The 19,129-nt window shown below is 62.4% G+C and carries 12 protein-coding genes; 9 read left to right on the top strand and 3 right to left on the bottom strand.

Annotated elements, in window-relative coordinates:
- Positions 1-56 precede the first annotated feature (56 nt).
- From AB4O22_RS11435 to AB4O22_RS11415, 5 genes are all read left to right on the top strand, one after another.
- On the top strand, positions 57-1,856 hold the full coding sequence (locus AB4O22_RS11435; protein ID WP_003201775.1) for a type I secretion system permease/ATPase: 1,800 nt from the start codon (positions 57-59) through the stop codon (positions 1,854-1,856).
- Positions 1,853-3,187, top strand: a complete 1,335-nt coding sequence (locus AB4O22_RS11430; RefSeq protein WP_460096345.1) for an HlyD family type I secretion periplasmic adaptor subunit — start codon at positions 1,853-1,855, stop codon at positions 3,185-3,187. Before AB4O22_RS11435 ends, AB4O22_RS11430 begins: the two co-directional genes overlap by 4 nt.
- A 14-nt stretch (positions 3,188-3,201) precedes the next feature.
- The gene (locus tag AB4O22_RS11425; RefSeq protein WP_003201779.1) at positions 3,202-4,551 is read left to right on the top strand and encodes a TolC family outer membrane protein; all 1,350 of its coding nucleotides are present in this window, start codon (positions 3,202-3,204) and stop codon (positions 4,549-4,551) included.
- Between the two features lie 187 nt (positions 4,552-4,738).
- On the top strand, positions 4,739-7,831 hold the full coding sequence (locus tag AB4O22_RS11420; RefSeq protein WP_460096344.1) for an autotransporter domain-containing protein: 3,093 nt from the start codon (positions 4,739-4,741) through the stop codon (positions 7,829-7,831).
- Between the two features lie 63 nt (positions 7,832-7,894).
- Positions 7,895-9,748 carry a polyurethane esterase gene (locus AB4O22_RS11415; protein ID WP_013693342.1) on the top strand — a complete coding sequence of 618 codons (1,854 nt, stop codon included), beginning with the start codon at positions 7,895-7,897 and terminating at the stop codon, positions 9,746-9,748.
- 129 nt (positions 9,749-9,877) lie between these two features.
- On the opposite strand, the gene AB4O22_RS11410 is transcribed toward AB4O22_RS11415, so the two are convergent.
- Positions 9,878-10,102 carry a YgdI/YgdR family lipoprotein gene (locus AB4O22_RS11410; RefSeq protein WP_003201785.1) on the bottom strand — a complete coding sequence of 75 codons (225 nt, stop codon included), beginning with the start codon at positions 10,100-10,102 and terminating at the stop codon, positions 9,878-9,880.
- Between the two features lie 220 nt (positions 10,103-10,322).
- On the opposite strand from AB4O22_RS11410, the gene AB4O22_RS11405 reads away from it, so the two are divergent.
- The 3 genes from AB4O22_RS11405 to AB4O22_RS11395 all read left to right on the top strand — a co-directional run bounded on the left by AB4O22_RS11405 (position 10,323) and on the right by AB4O22_RS11395 (position 16,456).
- Positions 10,323-12,053: a VRR-NUC domain-containing protein gene (locus tag AB4O22_RS11405; RefSeq protein ID WP_043042139.1), complete on the top strand. Its 1,731-nt coding sequence runs from the start codon at positions 10,323-10,325 to the stop codon at positions 12,051-12,053.
- On the top strand, positions 12,050-14,380 hold the full coding sequence (locus tag AB4O22_RS11400; RefSeq protein ID WP_460105612.1) for an ATP-dependent DNA helicase: 2,331 nt from the start codon (positions 12,050-12,052) through the stop codon (positions 14,378-14,380). The genes AB4O22_RS11405 and AB4O22_RS11400 overlap by 4 nt, the downstream gene beginning before the upstream one ends.
- Positions 14,381-14,527: 147 nt before the next feature.
- Positions 14,528-16,456: a hybrid sensor histidine kinase/response regulator gene (locus AB4O22_RS11395; RefSeq protein ID WP_460096342.1), complete on the top strand. Its 1,929-nt coding sequence runs from the start codon at positions 14,528-14,530 to the stop codon at positions 16,454-16,456.
- Between the two features lie 43 nt (positions 16,457-16,499).
- Here the strand turns inward: AB4O22_RS11395 and AB4O22_RS11390 are convergent, their stop codons facing one another.
- Positions 16,500-16,730, bottom strand: coding sequence for a hypothetical protein (locus AB4O22_RS11390; RefSeq protein WP_003201793.1), 231 nt, complete (start codon positions 16,728-16,730; stop codon positions 16,500-16,502).
- Positions 16,731-16,883: 153 nt separating this feature from the next.
- Between AB4O22_RS11390 and AB4O22_RS11385 the strand changes: the two genes are divergently transcribed.
- Positions 16,884-17,420 carry a hypothetical protein gene (locus tag AB4O22_RS11385; RefSeq protein WP_003201795.1) on the top strand — a complete coding sequence of 179 codons (537 nt, stop codon included), beginning with the start codon at positions 16,884-16,886 and terminating at the stop codon, positions 17,418-17,420.
- Between the two features lie 12 nt (positions 17,421-17,432).
- Here AB4O22_RS11385 and AB4O22_RS11380 read toward each other — a convergent pair whose 3' ends face one another.
- Positions 17,433-18,770: a cation:proton antiporter gene (locus AB4O22_RS11380; protein WP_460096341.1), complete on the bottom strand. Its 1,338-nt coding sequence runs from the start codon at positions 18,768-18,770 to the stop codon at positions 17,433-17,435.
- Positions 18,771-19,129 lie beyond the last annotated feature (359 nt).

Here is a 19,129-nt window from a genome sequence, read left to right as displayed (position 1 = left end):
GATTGGTAAGTTGAATAACGGGCCCGTTCGCGGGCAAGCCAACTGCAAGGAAGATCATGAATAGGGTAAGGAGCGTTGCCGCGGCGCCGCTGTTTAAAGCGCTGGGCGATTATAAAAATATTCTGATCAGTGTTGGATGTTTTACCGCGCTGATTAATGTCCTGATGCTCGCACCTTCGATTTATATGCTCCAAGTGTATGACCGCGGGTTGTCATCACAGAACGAGACCACGCTGGCGATGTTGTCATTGATGGTCGTCGGCTTCTTCGTATTCATCGGGCTGCTGGAGATGGTCCGCAGCTTCGTGGTCATCCGCATCGGCAGCCAGTTGGAGAGACGCTTCAATCTCCAGGTGTACAAGGCCGCGTTCGAGCGCAATCTGCGCCAGGGTGAAGGCAACGCCGGGCAATCCCTGGGCGACCTCACGCATATTCGCCAATTCCTCACCGGGCCGGCGCTGTTCGCTTTCTTCGACGCGCCGTGGTTTCCCATCTATCTGCTGGTGATCTACCTGTTCAACGTGTGGCTCGGCGTGTTTGCCTCCATCGGCACGCTGCTGCTGATCGGCCTGGCCTGTCTGAACGAGGCCATGACCAAAAGAGCCTTGGGGCAGGCCAGCGTCTACTCGCAACAATCCACTCAACTGGCTACCAGCCATTTGCACAACGCCGAGACGATCCAGGCCATGGGCATGCTCGGAGCGCTGCGCAGCCGCTGGTTCACCGTGCACTCACGGTTTCTCGGCTTGCAGAACCAGGCCAGCGACACCGGCGCGGTCATCAGCTCCCTGAGCAAGACCCTGCGCCTGTGCCTGCAATCGCTGGTGTTGGGCTTGGGCGCACTGCTGGTGATCAAGGGCGAGATGACCGCCGGGATGATGATTGCCGGCTCGATTCTGATGGGACGGGTATTGAGCCCCATCGACCAGTTGATCGCCGTGTGGAAGCAGTGGAGCGGCGCCAAGCTGGCTTATCGGCGTCTCGACGCGCTGTTGCAGGCATTTGCGCCCCAGGATGACGGCATGACGCTGCCAGCACCCAAGGGCCAGGTGAGCTTCGAGCAAGTGAGCGCAGGGCCACCAGGGCAACGCAACGCGACGCTGCAGCAGGTCAGCTTCAGCTTGGCTGCCGGGGAAGTGCTTGGCGTGCTGGGGGCGTCCGGTTCCGGCAAGTCCACCCTGGCCCGAGTCCTGGTGGGTGTGTGGCCGACCTTCGCGGGTACGGTGCGCCTCGACGGGGCCGACATTCATCGCTGGAATCGCGAGCAACTCGGCCCGCACATCGGGTATCTGCCCCAGGACATCGAGCTGTTCAGCGGCAGTATTGCCGAGAACATCTCCCGGTTTCGCCAAGCCGATCCGCAAAAAGTCGTTGCCGCCGCGCAGCAGGCCGGGGTCCATGAGTTGATCCTGCGCCTGCCCCAGGGCTATGACACGGTGCTGGGGGAGGACGGCGGTGGTTTGTCCGGCGGGCAGAAACAACGGGTTGCGCTGGCCCGGGCGATGTACGACCGGCCGAGCCTGGTGGTGCTCGACGAACCCAACTCCAACCTCGACACGGTTGGCGAAGCGGCGCTCGCCAGTGCCATCGCGCAGATGAAGACCCAGGGCACCAGTGTCGTGCTGGTCACTCATCGTTCCTCGGCACTCGCCCAGGCCGACAAGTTGCTGGTGCTCGACGAAGGCCGGCTACAAGCCTTCGGCCCAAGCCAGCAAGTGTTGCGGGCGCTTTCCGGCCAGTCGGGCCAACAGGACAACGCGCCGCGCAGCTCACCGCCGAACAGTCCCCAGACGGCCCCCAACGGACTGAGCATGAGTCGCCAGTACCAGGCTGCCAGCAAACCGGGTGGCACATGAGCAAGGAACTCGACATGAATCTCGAACATTCTCAGGACGTTGAGCACCCGGAGCGCGACGCCCGCTTCTTCACCCGCATGGGCTGGGCGCTGGCGCTTGTTGGCGCGGGCAGTTTTTTTACCTGGGCCAGCCTGGCGCCGCTGGACCAGGGCATCCCCGTGCAAGGCACCGTGGTGGTTTCAGGTAAGCGCAAGGCGGTGCAATCGATGAGCAGCGGTGTGGTCAGCCGGATCCTGGTGCGCGAAGGCGAAGTGGTGAAGCAGGGTCAGCCGCTGTTCCGCCTGGACCAGACCCAGGCCGCCGCCGACGTGCAATCGCTGCAGGCGCAGTACCGGATGACCTGGGCAAGCCTGGCGCGCTGGCAAAGCGAGCGAGACAACCTGTTGCAGGTGAGTTTCCCGGCTGAGCTGAGTCGCGATCCCGCCCCACGCCTGGCCCTTGTGCTTGAAGGCCAGCGGCAACTGTTCAGCAGCCGCCGCGAAGCCTTCGCCCGGGAGCAGGCTGCGTTGCGCGCCAACATCGAGGGTGCGGCGGCGCAACTGGCGGGCATGCGTCGGGCCCGCAGCGACCTGACCGCCCAAGCCGAATCCCTGCGCCTGCAACTGGGCAACCTGCAACCCTTGGCCGACAACGGCTACATCCCGCGCAACCGATTGCTGGACTATCAACGCCAACTGTCGCAAGTGCAGCAGGAACTCGCGCAGAACAGCGGCGAAAGCGGGCGAGTGGAGCAGGGGATCGTCGAGTCGCGCCTGAAGCTGCAGCAGCATCACGAGGAATACCAGAAAGAGGTGCGCAGCCAATTGGCCGACGCCCAGCTCAAGAGCGAAACCCTGCAACAGCAATTGAAATCCGCCGGATTCGAGCTGCAACACAGCGAAATCCTCGCCACCGCCGATGGCATCGCCGTCAACCTGGGGGTGCATACCGAGGGCGCGGTGGTACGCCAGGGCGACACCTTGTTGGAAATCGTCCCCCAAGGCACGCGGTTGGAGGTGGAAGGGCATTTGCCGGTGCACCTGATCGACAAGGTCGGCCCGCATTTGCCGGTGGACATCCTGTTTACCGCCTTCAACCAGAACCGCACGCCAAGGGTGCCGGGGGAAGTCAGTTTGATTTCCGCCGACCAGATGCTCGATGAGAAGACCGGCGCGCCGTATTACGTCCTGCGCAGCAGCGTCAGCGACGTGGCGATGGACAAGCTCAACGGCCTGGTGATCAAGCCCGGCATGCCGGCCGAGATGTTCGTGCGCACGGGCGAGCGCTCGTTGCTCAACTACCTGTTCAAACCGCTGCTCGACCGAGCCGGCTCTGCGTTGACCGAAGAATAAGGATGTCCGGCGGTATGAAGCGTTTCTATTGGCTGGCCGTGCTGGCCGTTTCCGTGTGCAACAACGCCTGGGCCATGGGGCCCTTCGAGTTCTACGAGCAGGCCCTGCGCAATGACCCGGTCTACCTGGGCGCGATCAAGGAGCGCGATGCGGGCCTGGAAAATCGCGCCATTGGCCGCGCCGGGCTGTTGCCGCACCTGGGCTACAGCTACAACAAAGGTCGCAACCAATCCAAGGTCACGTACCTCAACGATCGCGGCGCCAGTCAGCATGACGATCGCAACTACAGCAGCTACGGCTCCAGCCTGACACTGCAACAACCGCTGCTGGACTACGAGGCGTACGCGGCCTACCGCAAGGGCGTGGCCCAGGCGCTGTTCGCCGACGAAAGTTTTCGTGGCAAGAGCCAGGAGTTGTTGGTGCGGGTGCTGAGTTATTACACCCAGGCGCTATTCGCCCAGGACCAGATTGACATTGCCCTGGCCAAGAAAAAGGCGTTCGAGCAGCAATTCCACCAGAACGAGCATCTGTTTCGCCAGGGCGAAGGTACGCGCACCGACATCCTCGAGGCGCAGGCGCGCTATGAACTGGCTATCGCCGAAGAGATCGAGGCGCGCGATGAGCAGGACGCCGCCTTGCGTGAACTGGGCTCGCTGATTGGCGTCCCGGCCCTGGATATCGGCGACCTGGCCCCGTTGCACGACACCTTCCAGACCTTTGCCTTGCAACCGGCCAGTTTCGACACCTGGCATGAGCTGGCGGTGAGCAATAACCCCAACCTGGCATCCCAGCGCCAAGCGGTGGACGTGGCGCGTTTCGAGGTGGAGCGCAACCGCGCCGGGCACCTGCCCAAGGTCAGCGCCTACGCGACGATGCGCCAGAACGAATCGGAAAGTGGCAACACCTACAACCAGCGCTACGACACCAACACCATCGGCCTGGAAGTCAGTGTGCCGCTGTACGCCGGTGGCGGGGTCTCGGCGTCGACCCGCCAGGCCAGCCGCAATATGGAACAAGCCGAATACGAGCTGGATGCCAAGACCCGCGAGACGCTGATCGAATTGCGCCGCCAGTTCAGCGCCTGCGTGTCCGGGGCGAACAAACTGCGCGCTTATCAGAAGGCCCTGAGCTCCGCTGAAGCACTGGTGGTCTCGACCCGGCAAAGCATCCTTGGCGGCGAGCGGGTCAACCTCGACGCACTCAATGCCGAGCAACAGCTCTACACCACCCGCCGCGACCTGGCCCAGGCCCGTTACGACTACCTCATGGCCTGGACCAAGCTGCATTACTACGCCGGCACCCTCGGCCCGCAGGACCTGGCGAAGGTGGATGAGGCGTTTGTGTCCCGGGCGCCAATTCAATGATCGGCGCTTTGTCTTTGTGGCGAGGGGATTTATCTGTGGGAGCAAAGCTTGCTCGCGGTGCAGGCGCCTCGGTTCCAGAGATACCGCGTTGTTTTTATCGCGGGCAAGCCTTGCTCCCACAGATAAATCCCCTCGCCACAGAAGGTATTTTCAGCAATTCATAAAACGCTACTAAGGATGGTTCGTGATGAAAGTCGATAACAAAAAACAGCCCGGACAGACGGGCCGCGTGTTTCTGCTCAAGGCCCTCAACCGCGCCGTGCTCTGCGCCCTGGCGACCTTGGGCACGGCCCAGGCGGCGCCTTATGTCGAGAGCGGCAGGGCGGGCAACCCGGACAGCTGGCGCAGCAGCGAATTCAACGCCGAATGGGGGCTGGGAGCCATCAACGCGCAACAGGCCTACGCCGCCGGGTATACCGGCAAGGGCGTCAAGCTGGGGATCTTCGACCAGCCGGTCTACGCGGCGCACCCAGAGTTCTCCGGCACCGGCAAAGTCGTGACGCTGGCCACCAGCGGCATCCGTGAGTACACCGACCCCTACATCCCGGTGAAGGCCGGTGATGCGTTCCGCTACGACGGTTCACCCACTGTGGGCTCCGATGGCAAGCTGGGTTCCCACGGCACCCATGTCGGCGGGATCGCTGCCGGCAGTCGCGATGGCAGCCCGATGCACGGTGTGGCGTACAATGCGCAGATCATCAGCGCCGACAACGGCGACCCGGGCCCCGAGGATGGCATCATCCTGGGCAACGATGGCGCGGTGTACAAGGCGGGTTGGGACGCGTTGATCGCCAGCGGCGCACGCATCATCAACAACAGCTGGGGCATCGGCATCACCGATCGTTTCGACCTGGGCGGCCGCGATCCGGCGTTCCCGCACTTCACCGTGCAGGACGCGCAACTGCAATTCGATCAGATCAAGCCGCTGCTGGGCACCAAGCCCGGCGGCGCCTACGAGGGCGCCATCGCCGCGGCCCGCAGCGGGATCGTGACGATCTTCGCCGCCGGCAACGACTACAACCTCAATAACCCCGACGCCATCGCGGGCCTGGCGTATTTCGTGCCGGACATCGCGCCGAACTGGCTCACCGTGGCGGCGCTGCAAATCAACCCCGACACCGCCAGCGCCGATCCGTACACCATCAGCACCTTCTCGTCGCGCTGCGGCTACACCGCCAGTTTCTGCGTGTCGGCACCGGGCACACGGGTCTACAGCGCCGTGATTGGCGGCACCAGTGCCGACGACCTGACCGTCGGCTACGCCAACAAGAGCGGCACCTCCATGGCCGCGCCCCATGTTGCCGGCAGCGTGGCGGTGTTGATGGAGCGTTTCCCGTACATGACCGGCGCCCAGGTCGCCAGCGTGCTGCGCACCACCGCTACCGACATGGGCGCGCCGGGCGTCGATGCGTTGTACGGCTGGGGCATGATCAACCTGGGCAAGGCCATCGACGGTCCATCGATGCTGGTGACCGAGCAGGACATTCCCGAGGAATTTCGCATCGAGGGCGCCTACGGCTCCGGTCAGTTCGTGGTGGACCTGCCGGGCATTGGCGCGATCATCGATGCTGGCAAATCCACGGAGCGGGTGTGCAGTGGCATCCAATGTGGCCTGGACGTTTGGCGCAACGACATCGCGGGTCACGGCGGGCTGACCAAGGAGGGCATCGGCACCCTGGTGCTCACCGGCGCAAACACCTACAGCGGGCCAACCCTGGTCAATCAAGGACGGCTGGCAGTCAATGGCTCGCTGGCCTCGGCCGTTACCGTCAATGACGGCGGCATCCTTGGTGGCAACGGGCGCATCGCCAGCCTGACCGCCAACCGCGGCGGCAGCGTGGCGCCCGGTAACTCCATCGGCACGTTGCAAGTGGCCGGCGACGTGACGTTCCAGCCCGGTTCGAACTACGCGGTGGAGGTCTCGCCCACCTCCAGCGACCTGATCGTGGCCGGCGGCAAGGCCTCCATTGACGGGGCGACGGTGTCGCTGTCCCTGGAAAACAGCCCGACGCTGCTGACGGCCGGCGACGTGAAAAGCCTGCTGGGCAGGCAGTTCAATATCTTGCAGGCCGTCGATGGTATTGACGGGCGCTTCGCTGAAGTCTTGCCCAACTATGCGTTTCTGGGGGGCGACCTGGCGTACAGCGCCAGTGGCATTCAACTGGCGGTCGAGCGTAACGATGCGTCGTTTGCCAGCCTCGGCTTGACGCCTAACCAGCGTTCCGTCGCCTCGGCCGCCGAACAATTGGGCGCGGGCAACGGACTCTACGAAGCCTTGCTGCTTTCGCCCAGCGCCGCCGTGGCGCAACAGGCATTCCAGCAACTGTCTGGTGAAATCCATCCGGCCATTGGCACGCTGCTGATCAACGACAGCCGTCAATTGCGCGACGCCGTGGGGGATCGCCTGCGCCAGGACGCACTGTACGACGCCGGTACGCCGACCGATGCCAGCAGCAATGCCTGGTTCAAGGTGCTGGGTGCTTGGGGCAAGAACGATGGCGGACATGATCACGCCAGTACGACCAGCTCCATCGGCGGGCTGCTGGCCGGTGTCGACGGCCTGATCAGCGACCAGACGCGACTGGGCTTCGTCACCGGCTACAGCGACAGTTCGTTGAGCATGGGCGACGGCACCCACTCTTCGGCCAAGGCCGACAGCTATCACCTGGGCGTCTATCTGGGGCATGAGATCGACGCGCTGCGCCTGACCGTCGGCGGCGCCCACAGCTGGCATCGCATCGACGTCAAGCGGGACCTGCAATGGGGTGACGTCAGCGGCCGAGAGAAAACCAAGCGCGATGCCCGGACCACCCAGCTCTTCACCGAAGCGGCGTATCGCCTCGACTTGCAACCGGTCGCCCTGGAGCCGTTTGCCAACCTGGCCTATGTGCACCTGGACAGCGACAGCTTCCATGAGAAAGGCGACAACGCAGCCCTGCACGCTGGCGACGACCGTCGCGATGCCGTGCTCTCGACCCTGGGCGTGCGGGCCAGCCACACCCTGGCCCTGTCGGATCAACAACAACTGCAGCTGTCCGGCTCCCTCGGCTGGCAGCACAACCTGAGCAGCACCACGTCCGAACAGGATCTGGCATTTGCCGACAGCAGCAGCACTTTCGCGGTGCAGAGCGTGTCCATGGACCGCAACGCTGCTGTGATCGGCGCCCGCGCCGGGCTCGCGGTCGCCAAGGATGTGCGGGTCAACCTCGATTACAACGGCCTGCTCGGCTCCCGGGATAAATCCCATGGCGTGGGCTTGACGCTGGATTGGCAGTTCTGACCAGGAGCAAGGAAGTCTTGCCACCCGGTTCCCGCATTCCAACAACAAAAGAGAGCAACAACCATGGGTATCTACGACTACAAGAACCTCGGCACCACCGAATCCAAGGCACTGGTCAGCGACGCAATGGCGATCATGCTGTATTCCTATCACAACCTCGACAACGGCTTTGCCGCCGGTTACCAGCACAACGGCTTCGGTGCCGGCCTGCCGGCGACCCTGGTGACCGCGCTGCTGGGCGGTACCGATTCCCAAGGGGTGATTCCCGGCGTGCCGTGGAATCCCGACTCGGAAAAACTGGCCCTGGAGGCGGTACAGAAGGCCGGCTGGACGCCCATCAGCGCCGATCAACTGGGTTACGCCGGCAAGGTGGATGGCCGCGGGACGTTTTTTGGTGAAAAGGCCGGCTACACCACCGCGCAGGTAGAGATCCTCGGCAAGTACGACGCCGAGGGTCACTTGCAGGAAATCGGCGTGTCGTTTCGCGGCACCAGTGGCCCTCGGGAAAACCTGATTGGCGATTCCATCGGCGACGTGATCAACGACCTGATGGCCGCACTGGGGCCTAAGGACTATGCGAAAAACTACGTCGGCGAAGCCTTTGGCAACCTGCTGGGGGACGTCGCGAAGTTTGCCCAGGCCCATGGCCTGACGGGCAACGACGTGCTGGTCAGCGGCCACAGCCTGGGTGGGCTGGCGGTCAACAGCCTGGCGGACTTGAGCGCGAGCAAATGGTCAGGGTTCTACTCCAGTGCCAACTACATCGCCTACGCCTCGCCAACCCAGAGCAGTACCGACAAGGTCTTGAACATCGGCTACGAGAACGATCCGGTGTTCCGCGCCCTGGACGGCTCGACGTTCAACCTCGCGTCGGTGGGTGTGCACGATGGGCAACAGGAATCGGCCACTAACAATATCGTCAGCTTCAACGACCACTACGCTTCGACTGCATGGAACGTGTTGCCGTTTTCCATTCTCAACATCCCCACCTGGATTTCCCACCTGCCTACCGGCTATGGCGATGGCATGGGCCGGATCATGGGCTCGGTGTTCTACGACCTCACCGAAAAAGACTCCACCATCATCGTCGCCAACCTGTCGGACCCTGCGCGCGCCAATACCTGGGTGCAAGACCTCAACCGCAATGCTGAAACCCACACCGGCAGCACGTTCATCATCGGCAGCGACAGCAATGACCTGATCCAGGGCGGCCAGGGCAACGACTACCTGGAAGGCCGCGCCGGCAACGACACCTTTCGCGATGGCGGTGGCTACAACGTGATCCTGGGCGGGCAGGGCAGCAACAGCCTGCAACTGCAGCAGTCGGTGAAGGATTTCAGTTTCGCCCACGATGGGGCCGGGACGCTGTATATGCGCGACGCCCATGGCGCGATCAGCATCACCCGCGACATCGGCACGTTGGTCAGTAAGGAGTCCGGGCTGTTCTGGGGGCTGCTCAAGGATGAAGTGAGCCACAGTGTCACCGCCAATGGCCTGGTGGCCGGTGCCAACCTGACGGCGTATGCCTCTTCGATCAAGGGCAGCGCGGCCAACGACACCTTGGTGGCGGGAGCGAAGGGTGACTGGCTGTTCGGCCAGGACGGCAACGATGTGCTGGTGGGCGGCGCGGGTAACGACACCTTCGTCGGTGGTGCAGGCAATGACCAGATGCAAGCGGGAGGCGGCAGTGACACTTTCCTCTTCAACGGCGCCTTCGGCCACGACCGGATCAGCGGCTACGACGCGGGGGACAAGCTGGTGTTCCTCGGCGTACCAGGTGCCGGGGCAGGTCATGACTACAGCCAGTACCTGTCACAAGTGGGCAATGACACGCTGCTCAAGGTGGGCGACAGTTCCGTGACCCTGGTGGGCGTAGGTCTCGGTCAGGTGGGGGGCGAAGGGATCGTGTTCGCCTGATATAGCCATCGCGAGCAGGCTCGCTCCCACAGTGGGTCATAGGTGTGTACTGGATTTGTGTTCACCACCGAGCCTTTGTGGGAGCGAGCCTGCTCGCGATGGCGATGCAGCAGGCCAGTCACGGGTTAATCAGTCTTCCTTGCGAATGGTTGCCACATCATCGGCGCGGACCCGGACTTTCCTGCCGGAAATATCCTCGAACTCGTAGAAACCGTCAGCGGTGCGGGTATTGGGGGTGTCCTTGGTCAAATACTGGGTACCGTTCTGCAAGGTCACCACGGTTGGCGACGCGCAGCCAGCCAGAGCCAGAAATGCCACGGCGACCATGGGCAGGCCCAGAAACCTGATGTTCATAACCATAACCTCTCAATCAAAAGGACACGGCGCAACTGATTCGACCGCGCCATCATGTTAGTCAACCGCCATTGGTCTCGCTTGCTGTAGGAAAGTTCATCGCTAGCTGAAGGATTTCATCTTAAATATAGGAGACCGTTCATCTTTTGCTGTTGCCTGGCTGGTTTACAGCTGTTATCTGTATGCATAACCAGTATCCGATATCCTTGGTGTTCTTTCCGTGGCAGTCCGTTCCCTCGACGATCCGTTTTACTACCTGAACAACTTCCAGCAGGTGCTCGCTTGGTTGACGCAGCGTTATGCCGATGTGCTCAGCACTGACGAGCAGCGTTTCATCGAGCACTTCGCCGCGCTGCCGCGTGGTGCCCAGGGCTTGCTGGTGCGGATGGTGATGCGCAAGGGGCTTCGGTTTCGCCATAGCAAGCTGCACTACCCGGAAATTGGCGACATCGGCGCCGCGGTCGCGCCACTGCTGGCGCTGGGTTGGGTCGAGAAAGAGGCCCCCATCGGGCTCGCCGAACTGTTCGAGGTGCTGCTCAAGCCGGAAATCCTCCTGTGCCTGGGTCACCTGATCGAACAGCCCAAGGCGAAAAAGACCGAATGGCTCCAGGCCTTGGACGAGCGCCTCAACCAGTCCCAGCCGTTCCGTGCCTGGTGCCCGCAGCTGGACGACAGGCTGTACAGCCTGACGATCATGAATCTGTGTGACCGGCTGCGGTTGATGTTTTTCGGCAACCTTTACCAGGATTGGTCGGAATTCGTCCTGTCGGACCTGGGCATCTTCACCTACGAAACCGTCGAGTTCAGTGCCGAGTCACGGGGGTTGCGCAGCCGCGAGGACGTCGATGCCTGCCTGTTCCTGCACGACTGCCAGCAGCGCTTCGAAGCTGGCGAGTCCCTGGAAGAGATCGTCGCCCAGGTCAACGAGCTGTCCCTGGACAATCCGTGGCTGGAGCGGCGCCGGGGCAAGTTGTTGTTCCAGATTGGCCAGCACGGCGAACGCATCGGTGACTTCGCCTTGGCCTTGGGCATCTATCGCGATTGCGCTTACCCGGGCGCGCGGTTGCGGATGGTCCGGGTGCTGGAACGCATCGGCGAATACGCCCTGGCCCTTGAACTGGGCGAGGCGGCGATGCAGGCACCGCAAAGTGCCGCCGAAACCCAGGCCTTGCTGCGGATTGTGCCCCGTCTTCGGCGCAAGTTGGGCGGTCCGCCGGTGCCACGGGGCCTGGCTCGGGAAATGGAGCGCCTGGAACTGCAACTGCCGCGCGTCGATCCGACCTTGTCGGTGGAGTACCACGTCCAGGCCCACCTGCACGACGAAACCGCGCCAGTGCATTACGTCGAGAACAGCCTGATCAATTCGCTGTTTGGCCTGCTGTGCTGGCCGGCGATCTTCGCGCCATTGCCTGGCGCGTTTTTCCACCCGTTCCAACGCGGGCCGGTGGACCTGCTCAACGAAGATTTCCATGCCCGTCGCGCCGAGCTGTTCGCAGCTTGCCTGGCAGAGTTGGACGATGGCCGCTATCGGCAGACCATCGGCCGTCGCTATGCCGAAAAGCGGGGCGTGCAGTCGCCTTTCGTATTCTGGGGCGCGCTGTCCGAGCCCTTGCTGGAGCAAGCCCTCGATTGCCTGCCGGCCGCGCATCTCAAGCACTGGTTTGACCGTCTGCTGCTGGACATCAAGGCCAATCGCGCCGGTATGCCGGACCTGATCCAGTTCTGGCCGCAGCACAAGACCTACCGCATGATCGAAGTCAAAGGCCCTGGCGATCGGCTGCAAGACAACCAGCTACGCTGGCTGGAGTTCTGCCATGAACACCAGATGCCCGTTGCCGTTTGTTATGTGCAATGGGCAGAGTCAGCCATCGCGAGCGAGCTCGCTCCCACATGGGATGAGTCACCACAGATCACCTGTGGGAGCGAGCTTGCTCGCGATGGGGCCGCATGAACCCGGCACCCAGCTACAGCATCGCCGTGCGGGCATTGTGTGAGTTCACCGCCAAGGTGGGTGACCTTGACCTGCGCTTCACACCTTCGCCCACGGCCCTGGAAGGCATCGCCGGCCATCGCACCGTGGCCTCGCGGCGCAGCGAGGGTTATCAGGCTGAAGTGGCCCTCGAAGGTCATTACCAGACACTGACAGTCAAAGGCCGGGCCGATGGCTACGACCCCGTTCGCCAATGCCTTGAAGAAGTGAAGACCTACCGGGGTGAGCTGGCCAAGCAGCCAGCCAATCATCGCCAGCTGCATTGGGCCCAGGCGAAAATCTATGGCGGGTTGATGTGCCAGAAACTGCAATTGCCGCACATCGACGTGGCTCTGGTGTACTTCGACATCGTCAGCGAAAAGGAAACCTGCATCACCCAACGTTTCGAGGCGACACAGCTGCAAGCCTTCTTCGAAGCGCAATGCGCGTTGTTCCTGGCCTGGGCCGAACAGGAAATGGCCCATCGACAGGCGCGCAACCTCGGCGCGCAATCGCTGGTATTTCCCCATGCGGGTTTCAGGTCGGGGCAACGGCACCTGGCCGAATCGGTGTTCAAGGCCGTCAGCACCGGCCGCTGCCTGATGGCCCAGGCGCCAACGGGCATCGGCAAGACCGTCGGTACCTTGTTCCCAATGCTCAAGGCTTTGGCGCCGCAGCAACTGGACAAAGTGTACTTCCTCACGGCGAAAACCCCAGGGCGCAAGCTGGCCCTGGATGCGGCGCGGGTGATCACCCACGGCGCGTCGTCAATGCCATTGCGGGTGCTGGAAATGATCGCCCGGGACAAGGCTTGCGAACACCCGGACAAGGCATGCCATGGCGAATCCTGCCCACTGGCCCGCGGTTTCTACGACCGCTTGCCGGGCGCCCGGGCAGCAGCGAGCCAGGTCACGTTGCTCGACCAGGCGGCGTTGCGCGAGATCGCGCTGGCCCATGAGGTCTGCCCGTATTACCTCAGCCAGGAAATGGCCCGCTGGGCCGACGTGGTGGTGGCCGACTACAACTATTACTTCGACTTCAGCGCGTTGCTCTTCGGCCTGGCCCAGGCCAACGGCTGGACTGTCGCGACCTTGGTGGATGAAGCCCATAACCTGGTGGAGCGCGGGCGGCAGATGTACAGCGCGACCCTCGACCAGGCCACGCTGACCAGCGTGCGCAAAACCGCCCCCGAACCGCTGAAGAAATCCCTCGATAGGGTCAATCGCCAGTGGAACGCCTTGCATGCGCCCCAGGTGGCGGCCTATCAGGCTTATGAAAAACTGCCGGAAAAACTGCTCCAGGCCCTGGCCAACTGCACGACGGCTATCGGCGATTACCTCAACGATCATCCCCAGGGCCTGGACAGCGGATTGCAGGCGTTTTACTTCGACGCGTTGCAGTTTGGCCGGGTGGCGGAAACCTTCGACGAGCACTTTCTGTTCGACATCCACAAGCGCGAACTTGGCCGCCAGCGCAGCCTGTCTACGCTGTGCCTGCGCAACGTGGTGCCGGCCGCATTCCTGCGGCCCAGGCTGACGGCGGCCCGCAGCACGGTGCTGTTTTCCGCGACCTTGAGCCCCCGGCACTACTACGCAGATTTGTTGGGGACGCCGGGCGACACGGTATGGATCGACGTGGAATCGCCGTTCAAGGCCGAACAACTGGACGTGCAGGTTGTCAGCCGCATTTCCACCCGTTTTGCCCACCGCCAGGCGTCCCTGGAGCCCATTGCCGCGTTGATGGCTCGCCAGTTCCGTGAGCGCCCGGGCAACTACCTGGCTTTTTTCAGCAGCTTCGATTACTTGCAGCAAGTGGCTGGGCTGTTTGCCGAGCGGTACCCGCAAATTGCGCTTTGGACGCAATCGCGCGGCATGGGCGAAGCCCCCCGGCAGGCGTTTCTCGAGCGGTTCATGGAGCACAGCCAAGGCATTGGCTTTGCGGTGCTGGGTGGCGCGTTCGGCGAGGGCATCGATTTGCCGGGTTCACGCTTGATCGGCGCGTTCATCGCCACCTTGGGGCTGGCGCAGTTCAACCCGGTCAATGAGCAGATAAAACAACGCATGGCCGCGATCTTTGGCGATGGCTACGACTACACCTACTTGTATCCCGGCCTGCAAAAAGTCGTGCAGGCGGCCGGCCGCGTAATCCGCACCCAGCAGGATCGCGGGGTGGTATTGCTGATCGATGACCGGTTTGGCGAGGCCAGGGTGCAGCACTTATTGCCGCGTTGGTGGTCTGTCACTCAGGAAACACACCCCGCCACCTGTGGGAGCGAGCTTGCTCGCGATAGCGGTCTGTCAGTGACATGAAGGCTGGCTGAAACACCGCCATCGCGAGCAAGCTCGCTCCCACAGGCCCCCCCCAGGGCTGGGGTTTGTGAATAGCCTGGGAATAATTTTTCCTGGCGCCAGACTTGTTCCATACTCCGCAAAAGTCCACACGGATGCCCCGGCCAGATGCTTGAGAACGACCCCAAGACCCCACTCATGAACGAGGAACAGCGCTTTCGCCTGCTCATCGACGCTGTGGTCGACTACGCCATCTACATGACCGACCCATCGGGCATCATCACCAGCTGGAACTCTGGCGCCAGGCGTTTCAAGGGCTACGAGGAATCCGAGATCCTGGGCCAGCATTTTTCCCGTTTCTACACCGATCAGGACCGCGCCGCCGGCCTGCCGCAACGGGCGCTGGACACGGCTGTGCAGGAGGGGCGCTTTGAAGGTGAGGGTTGGCGGGTGCGCAAGGACGGTACGCTGTTCTGGTCCCATGTGGTGATCGATCCGATCATCGACAGCCAGAGCGGCACCTTGCTTGGTTTCGCCAAGATCACCCGCGACCTGACCGATCGCAAGATGGCCGAGGAAACCCTCAAGCAAAGCGAGCAGCAGTTCCGCCTGCTGGTGCAAAGCGTCACCGATTACGCCATCTACATGCTCGACCCGCAAGGCCAGGTCACCAACTGGAACCTGGGGGCGCAGCGGATCAAGGGTTATCTACCGGCCGAAGCCATCGGCCAGCATTTCTCGATGTTCTACACCCCCGAAGATCGCGATACCGGCGAGCCGCAGCGCGCGTTGAGCATCGCCGCCAGCGAAGGGCGTTTCGAGAAGAAGGGCTGGCGCATGCGCAAGGATGGCACGCGCTTCATGGCCCACGTCGTCATCGATGCGATTCGCAGCGACACAGGCATGCTGTTGGGCTTTGCCAAGATCACCCGCGACATTACCGATGCCACCCAGGCCCAGCAGGCCCTCGAACAGGCCCGCGAGGCGCTGTTCCAATCCCAGAAACTGCAAGCCATCGGCCAGCTCACCGGCGGCATCGCCCATGATTTCAACAACCTGTTGACGGTCATCCTTGGCAACCTGGAGATCGTGCGCAAGCGCATGCCCAACGAGCCGAAACTCACTCAATTGCTGGACAACGCGACCCAGGGCGCGCTGCGCGGGGTTTCGCTGACCCAGCGCATGCTGGCGTTTGCCCGCCGGCAAAAACTGACCTACGAATCGGTCGAGCTGTCGGCCCTGGTGCAGGGTATCAGCGGCCTGCTGCAAAGCTCCCTGGGCCCGTCGATACACATCCAGACCCGTTTCGCCGAGGCGCTGTCGCCGGTGTTGGCCGATGTCAACCAACTGGAACTGGCGATTCTCAACCTGGCGACCAACGCCCGGGACGCCATGCCCCATGGCGGCCAGCTCATGATTACTGCCGATGAGCGGCAAGGGTGTGATGCGGCCCCGGACAAGCCGATGGCTCCCGGGCGCTACATTTGCCTGGCGATTACCGATGAAGGCGAGGGCATGGATGAAGCCACGCTGGCCTCGGCCGTGGACCCGTTTTTCACCACCAAGGGCGTTGGCAAGGGCACGGGCCTGGGGTTGTCCATGGTGCATGGCCTGGCGGAGCAGTTGGGGGGACGTCTGACGCTCAGGAGCCAGAAAGGTGTCGGTACCACCGCGCAGTTGTGGCTACCGGTGGCGAACAACCCGGCACCGGGTAAAGCGTCGATCCAGGAAGCAACACAGCCGGTCGACGAGTTGAAAGTGCTGGTGGTCGATGATGACAGCCTGGTGCTGACCAGCACGCGCCTGCTGATCGAAGACCTCGGGCACCGGGTCCTTTGCGCAGCCTCGGGCGCCCAGGCGCTGGAGTTGCATGAGCGCAACCCGGACATCGACCTGGTGATCACCGACATGGCCATGCCGCAGATGGACGGTGCGCAGCTGGCGAAACTGTTGCGCGACCGCCAACCGAGCCTGCCCATCATCCTGGCCACCGGTTATGCCGAACGCCTCGAAGGTTTCGCCACGCAATTGCCTCGGTTGATCAAGCCGTTCAAGCAGATTGACCTGGTGCAGATCATTGGGCAGACGATGAAATAGTCAGGAGCGCAACGTCCGCCTCCTTTGGTGAGGGAGCAGTCGCCTATTCGGTATTCTTCTTGAACCCACGCAAATTCATCGCACACAGGCAAAACTGCAACACGATCAATGCATACGCGTGGGTATGAAGCCCCCAGATCACCCACAGAATATTGCTGGCAATAAAACAACTGAATCCCGCCACTCGGCGTCGCGGTTGGCGTGAGCCGATCAACCAGGCGGCCAGCACCGTGACGAGCATCGCTGGCCATTGCACCCATCCAAGATAATCCACACAAGCGTCCTCTTGCCCATACGAACTAGAGACCCTGGCGGTTGGGGAGCGTTTCCTTGGACATTGGATGCACCTGCGGTCCATTGGCTTGAACTTGCCGTGTGCCGGGTTCTTCTAATGAGTCCGAATCATCACCGAGGCTCAGCCTGCGCAATGCCCAGAATACTCACCGGGCCCACCCCGGAAGAAGAACTGACGGAACACAACGCCAAACTGTTCGGTTCGCCCAAGGAACGACTGGATTTCTATCGCCGTGAGATCCAGTACGAGACCAGCATCCTGGCCAACCGAACCGATGCTTACCTCGCTGCCCAATCTTTCCTGGTGATCGCCTTTGCTTCGTGCATGGCCAACCTGAACCCGGAGTGGGGCAAGTTGTTCACGCTGATCGTGCCACCATTTTTGGCCTTGCTGGGCTTCTTGAGCTCGCTCAATGCCTGGCCGGGCATCAAGGCGGCCTACGAAATCATCGATCATTGGCATTTCAAACAGAGCGAGTTATTGCGCGCCGAACCCTTGATGGGCCTGGCCTACGACGAGTCGCCACTGTTCAGCGAGCGGGAGTCGACGCACAAAGGCTACCGCAAGTCGCTGCTGTTCTCGGTGCGTACACCGTGGATCTTCGCCACCTTCTGGGTGTTGCTGGGGGTGTATTCGGTCTATATCCAGATGGGCGATCCTGGCGGTTGAGACACGCTCGTCTCAGCCTGAATGCTTGCGGCGCTCATACCATGCCAGGGTCGGTTGGGTCGTGACACCATGGACCAGAATGCTCAGTGCCACCACCGACAGGGTGAGGTTGATGCACAGTTGCGCCACCTCCGGCTGCAGGTCATGGTTCAAGGCAAAAAACAGATAAAACAGGCTGCCGATCCCGCGGATGCCAAACCAGCCGATCAGCAGCCGCTGCGGTCCGTCGAGCAATCGCCCCCAGGGCATCGCCAGGACGCTTAGCGGGCGGATGACGGCAAACAGCAGGGCACCGGTCGCCAAGGCCCGCCAGTCCCAATGGTTGGCCAGCACGACGCCGAGCAGGGTGACCAGAAACACTTCCATCGATCGCTCCACCAGGCTGCCGAATGCGAGCATGTCGCTCATCATGACCCCAGCGGCCAATTGACCATCGTCCAGCGACTCGGTATCGCCCAGGACAGCCTGCTGGGGATCGACGGTTTCGTGGCCCACCACCGGTTGCACCAAGTGCTCTGCCGGCGGCGCCGCTTCATCGGTGGACTTGACCTCGGCCTGGCGCAGCCCCAGACCGGCGGCGAACACTGAGAGAAAGCCGTAGCCCTGGATCCACTCGGCCACGACGTAGGCCAGGGCAATCAGCGCCAAGGCCAGGTAGTCATTGGGCGACAACGTGCTATCGGCGTTCTTGATGCGCATCGACAAGGTCAGCTTGCCAATCCCGCGGCCCATCCAGTAGCCGACCAGCAAACCGGCCGGCACCGCCCACAGGACGTTACGCAGCAGCCACTCACCGAGAAAACCGCTGCCGTCGTCGCGCAGCATCAACAGGCCGAAGATCACAAAGGGAAACGCCGTCCCGTCGTTCAGTCCCGCTTCGCCCGACAGGCCGAAACGCACCCGGTCGTCATCCCGCGCATCGTTGACCTGCACCAGCGCCGCCAGCACCGGATCGGTAGGTGCCAGCATCGCGCCGATCAGCATCGACACGCCCCAACTGAGCCCGAACAGATAATGCAATGCCAGGCACAGGCCGGCGATGCACAGGATCATCACCGGCCCGGCCAGCCCAAAGGCCACGCGCCAGGTACGGTTGTTGAGGGGCAAACGCAACTTGAGGCCGCTGACGAACAACGAAAACACCACCGCGACTTCCGTGAGGTGCTCCATCCAGACCGAGGAGTCGCTGATGTCCAGCTTCAGCACGTCCAATCCCATCGGCCCGATGGCGACGCCCAGCACCAGGCACATCGCCGAGGTGGTGACCGGCATCCAGCGCAGATAGGAGGAGGTCAGGGCCAGGGTCAGCAACACCGCACCGAGCACCGCTACCCATACCGTGAAAGTCATCGTTGCTCCTTGGATAGCAAGGGAGTCAGTCGCAACACCCTGTACGACCGCCAAGCACAATTCTGTGGCGAGGGGATTTAGCGAAACGTCGCACCGCCCCGCTGTGGGAGCAAAGCTTGCTCGCGATACAGGCGCCTCGGTTCCAGAGAGACCGCGTTGTTTTTATCGCGGGCAAGCCTTGCTCCCACAGATAAATCCCCTCGCCACAAGGGTGTTCACTTGCTGGTATTGGCGCACTTGTCCTCATTCGAGGGCTGGAGCGAAGCTAGGGTTCCCCTCGTGAACGGACAACCCGTTTATCCGCCTGCCTTTCAACCCAACGGAATTTTTCGTCGTTGCCGGCGCTCTGCAACAGAAGA

Source organism: Pseudomonas sp. S3_B11 (assembly GCF_054667715.1).
Note: the sequence above shows the minus strand (reverse complement) of the source record. Positions and strands in the feature narration are given on the sequence as shown.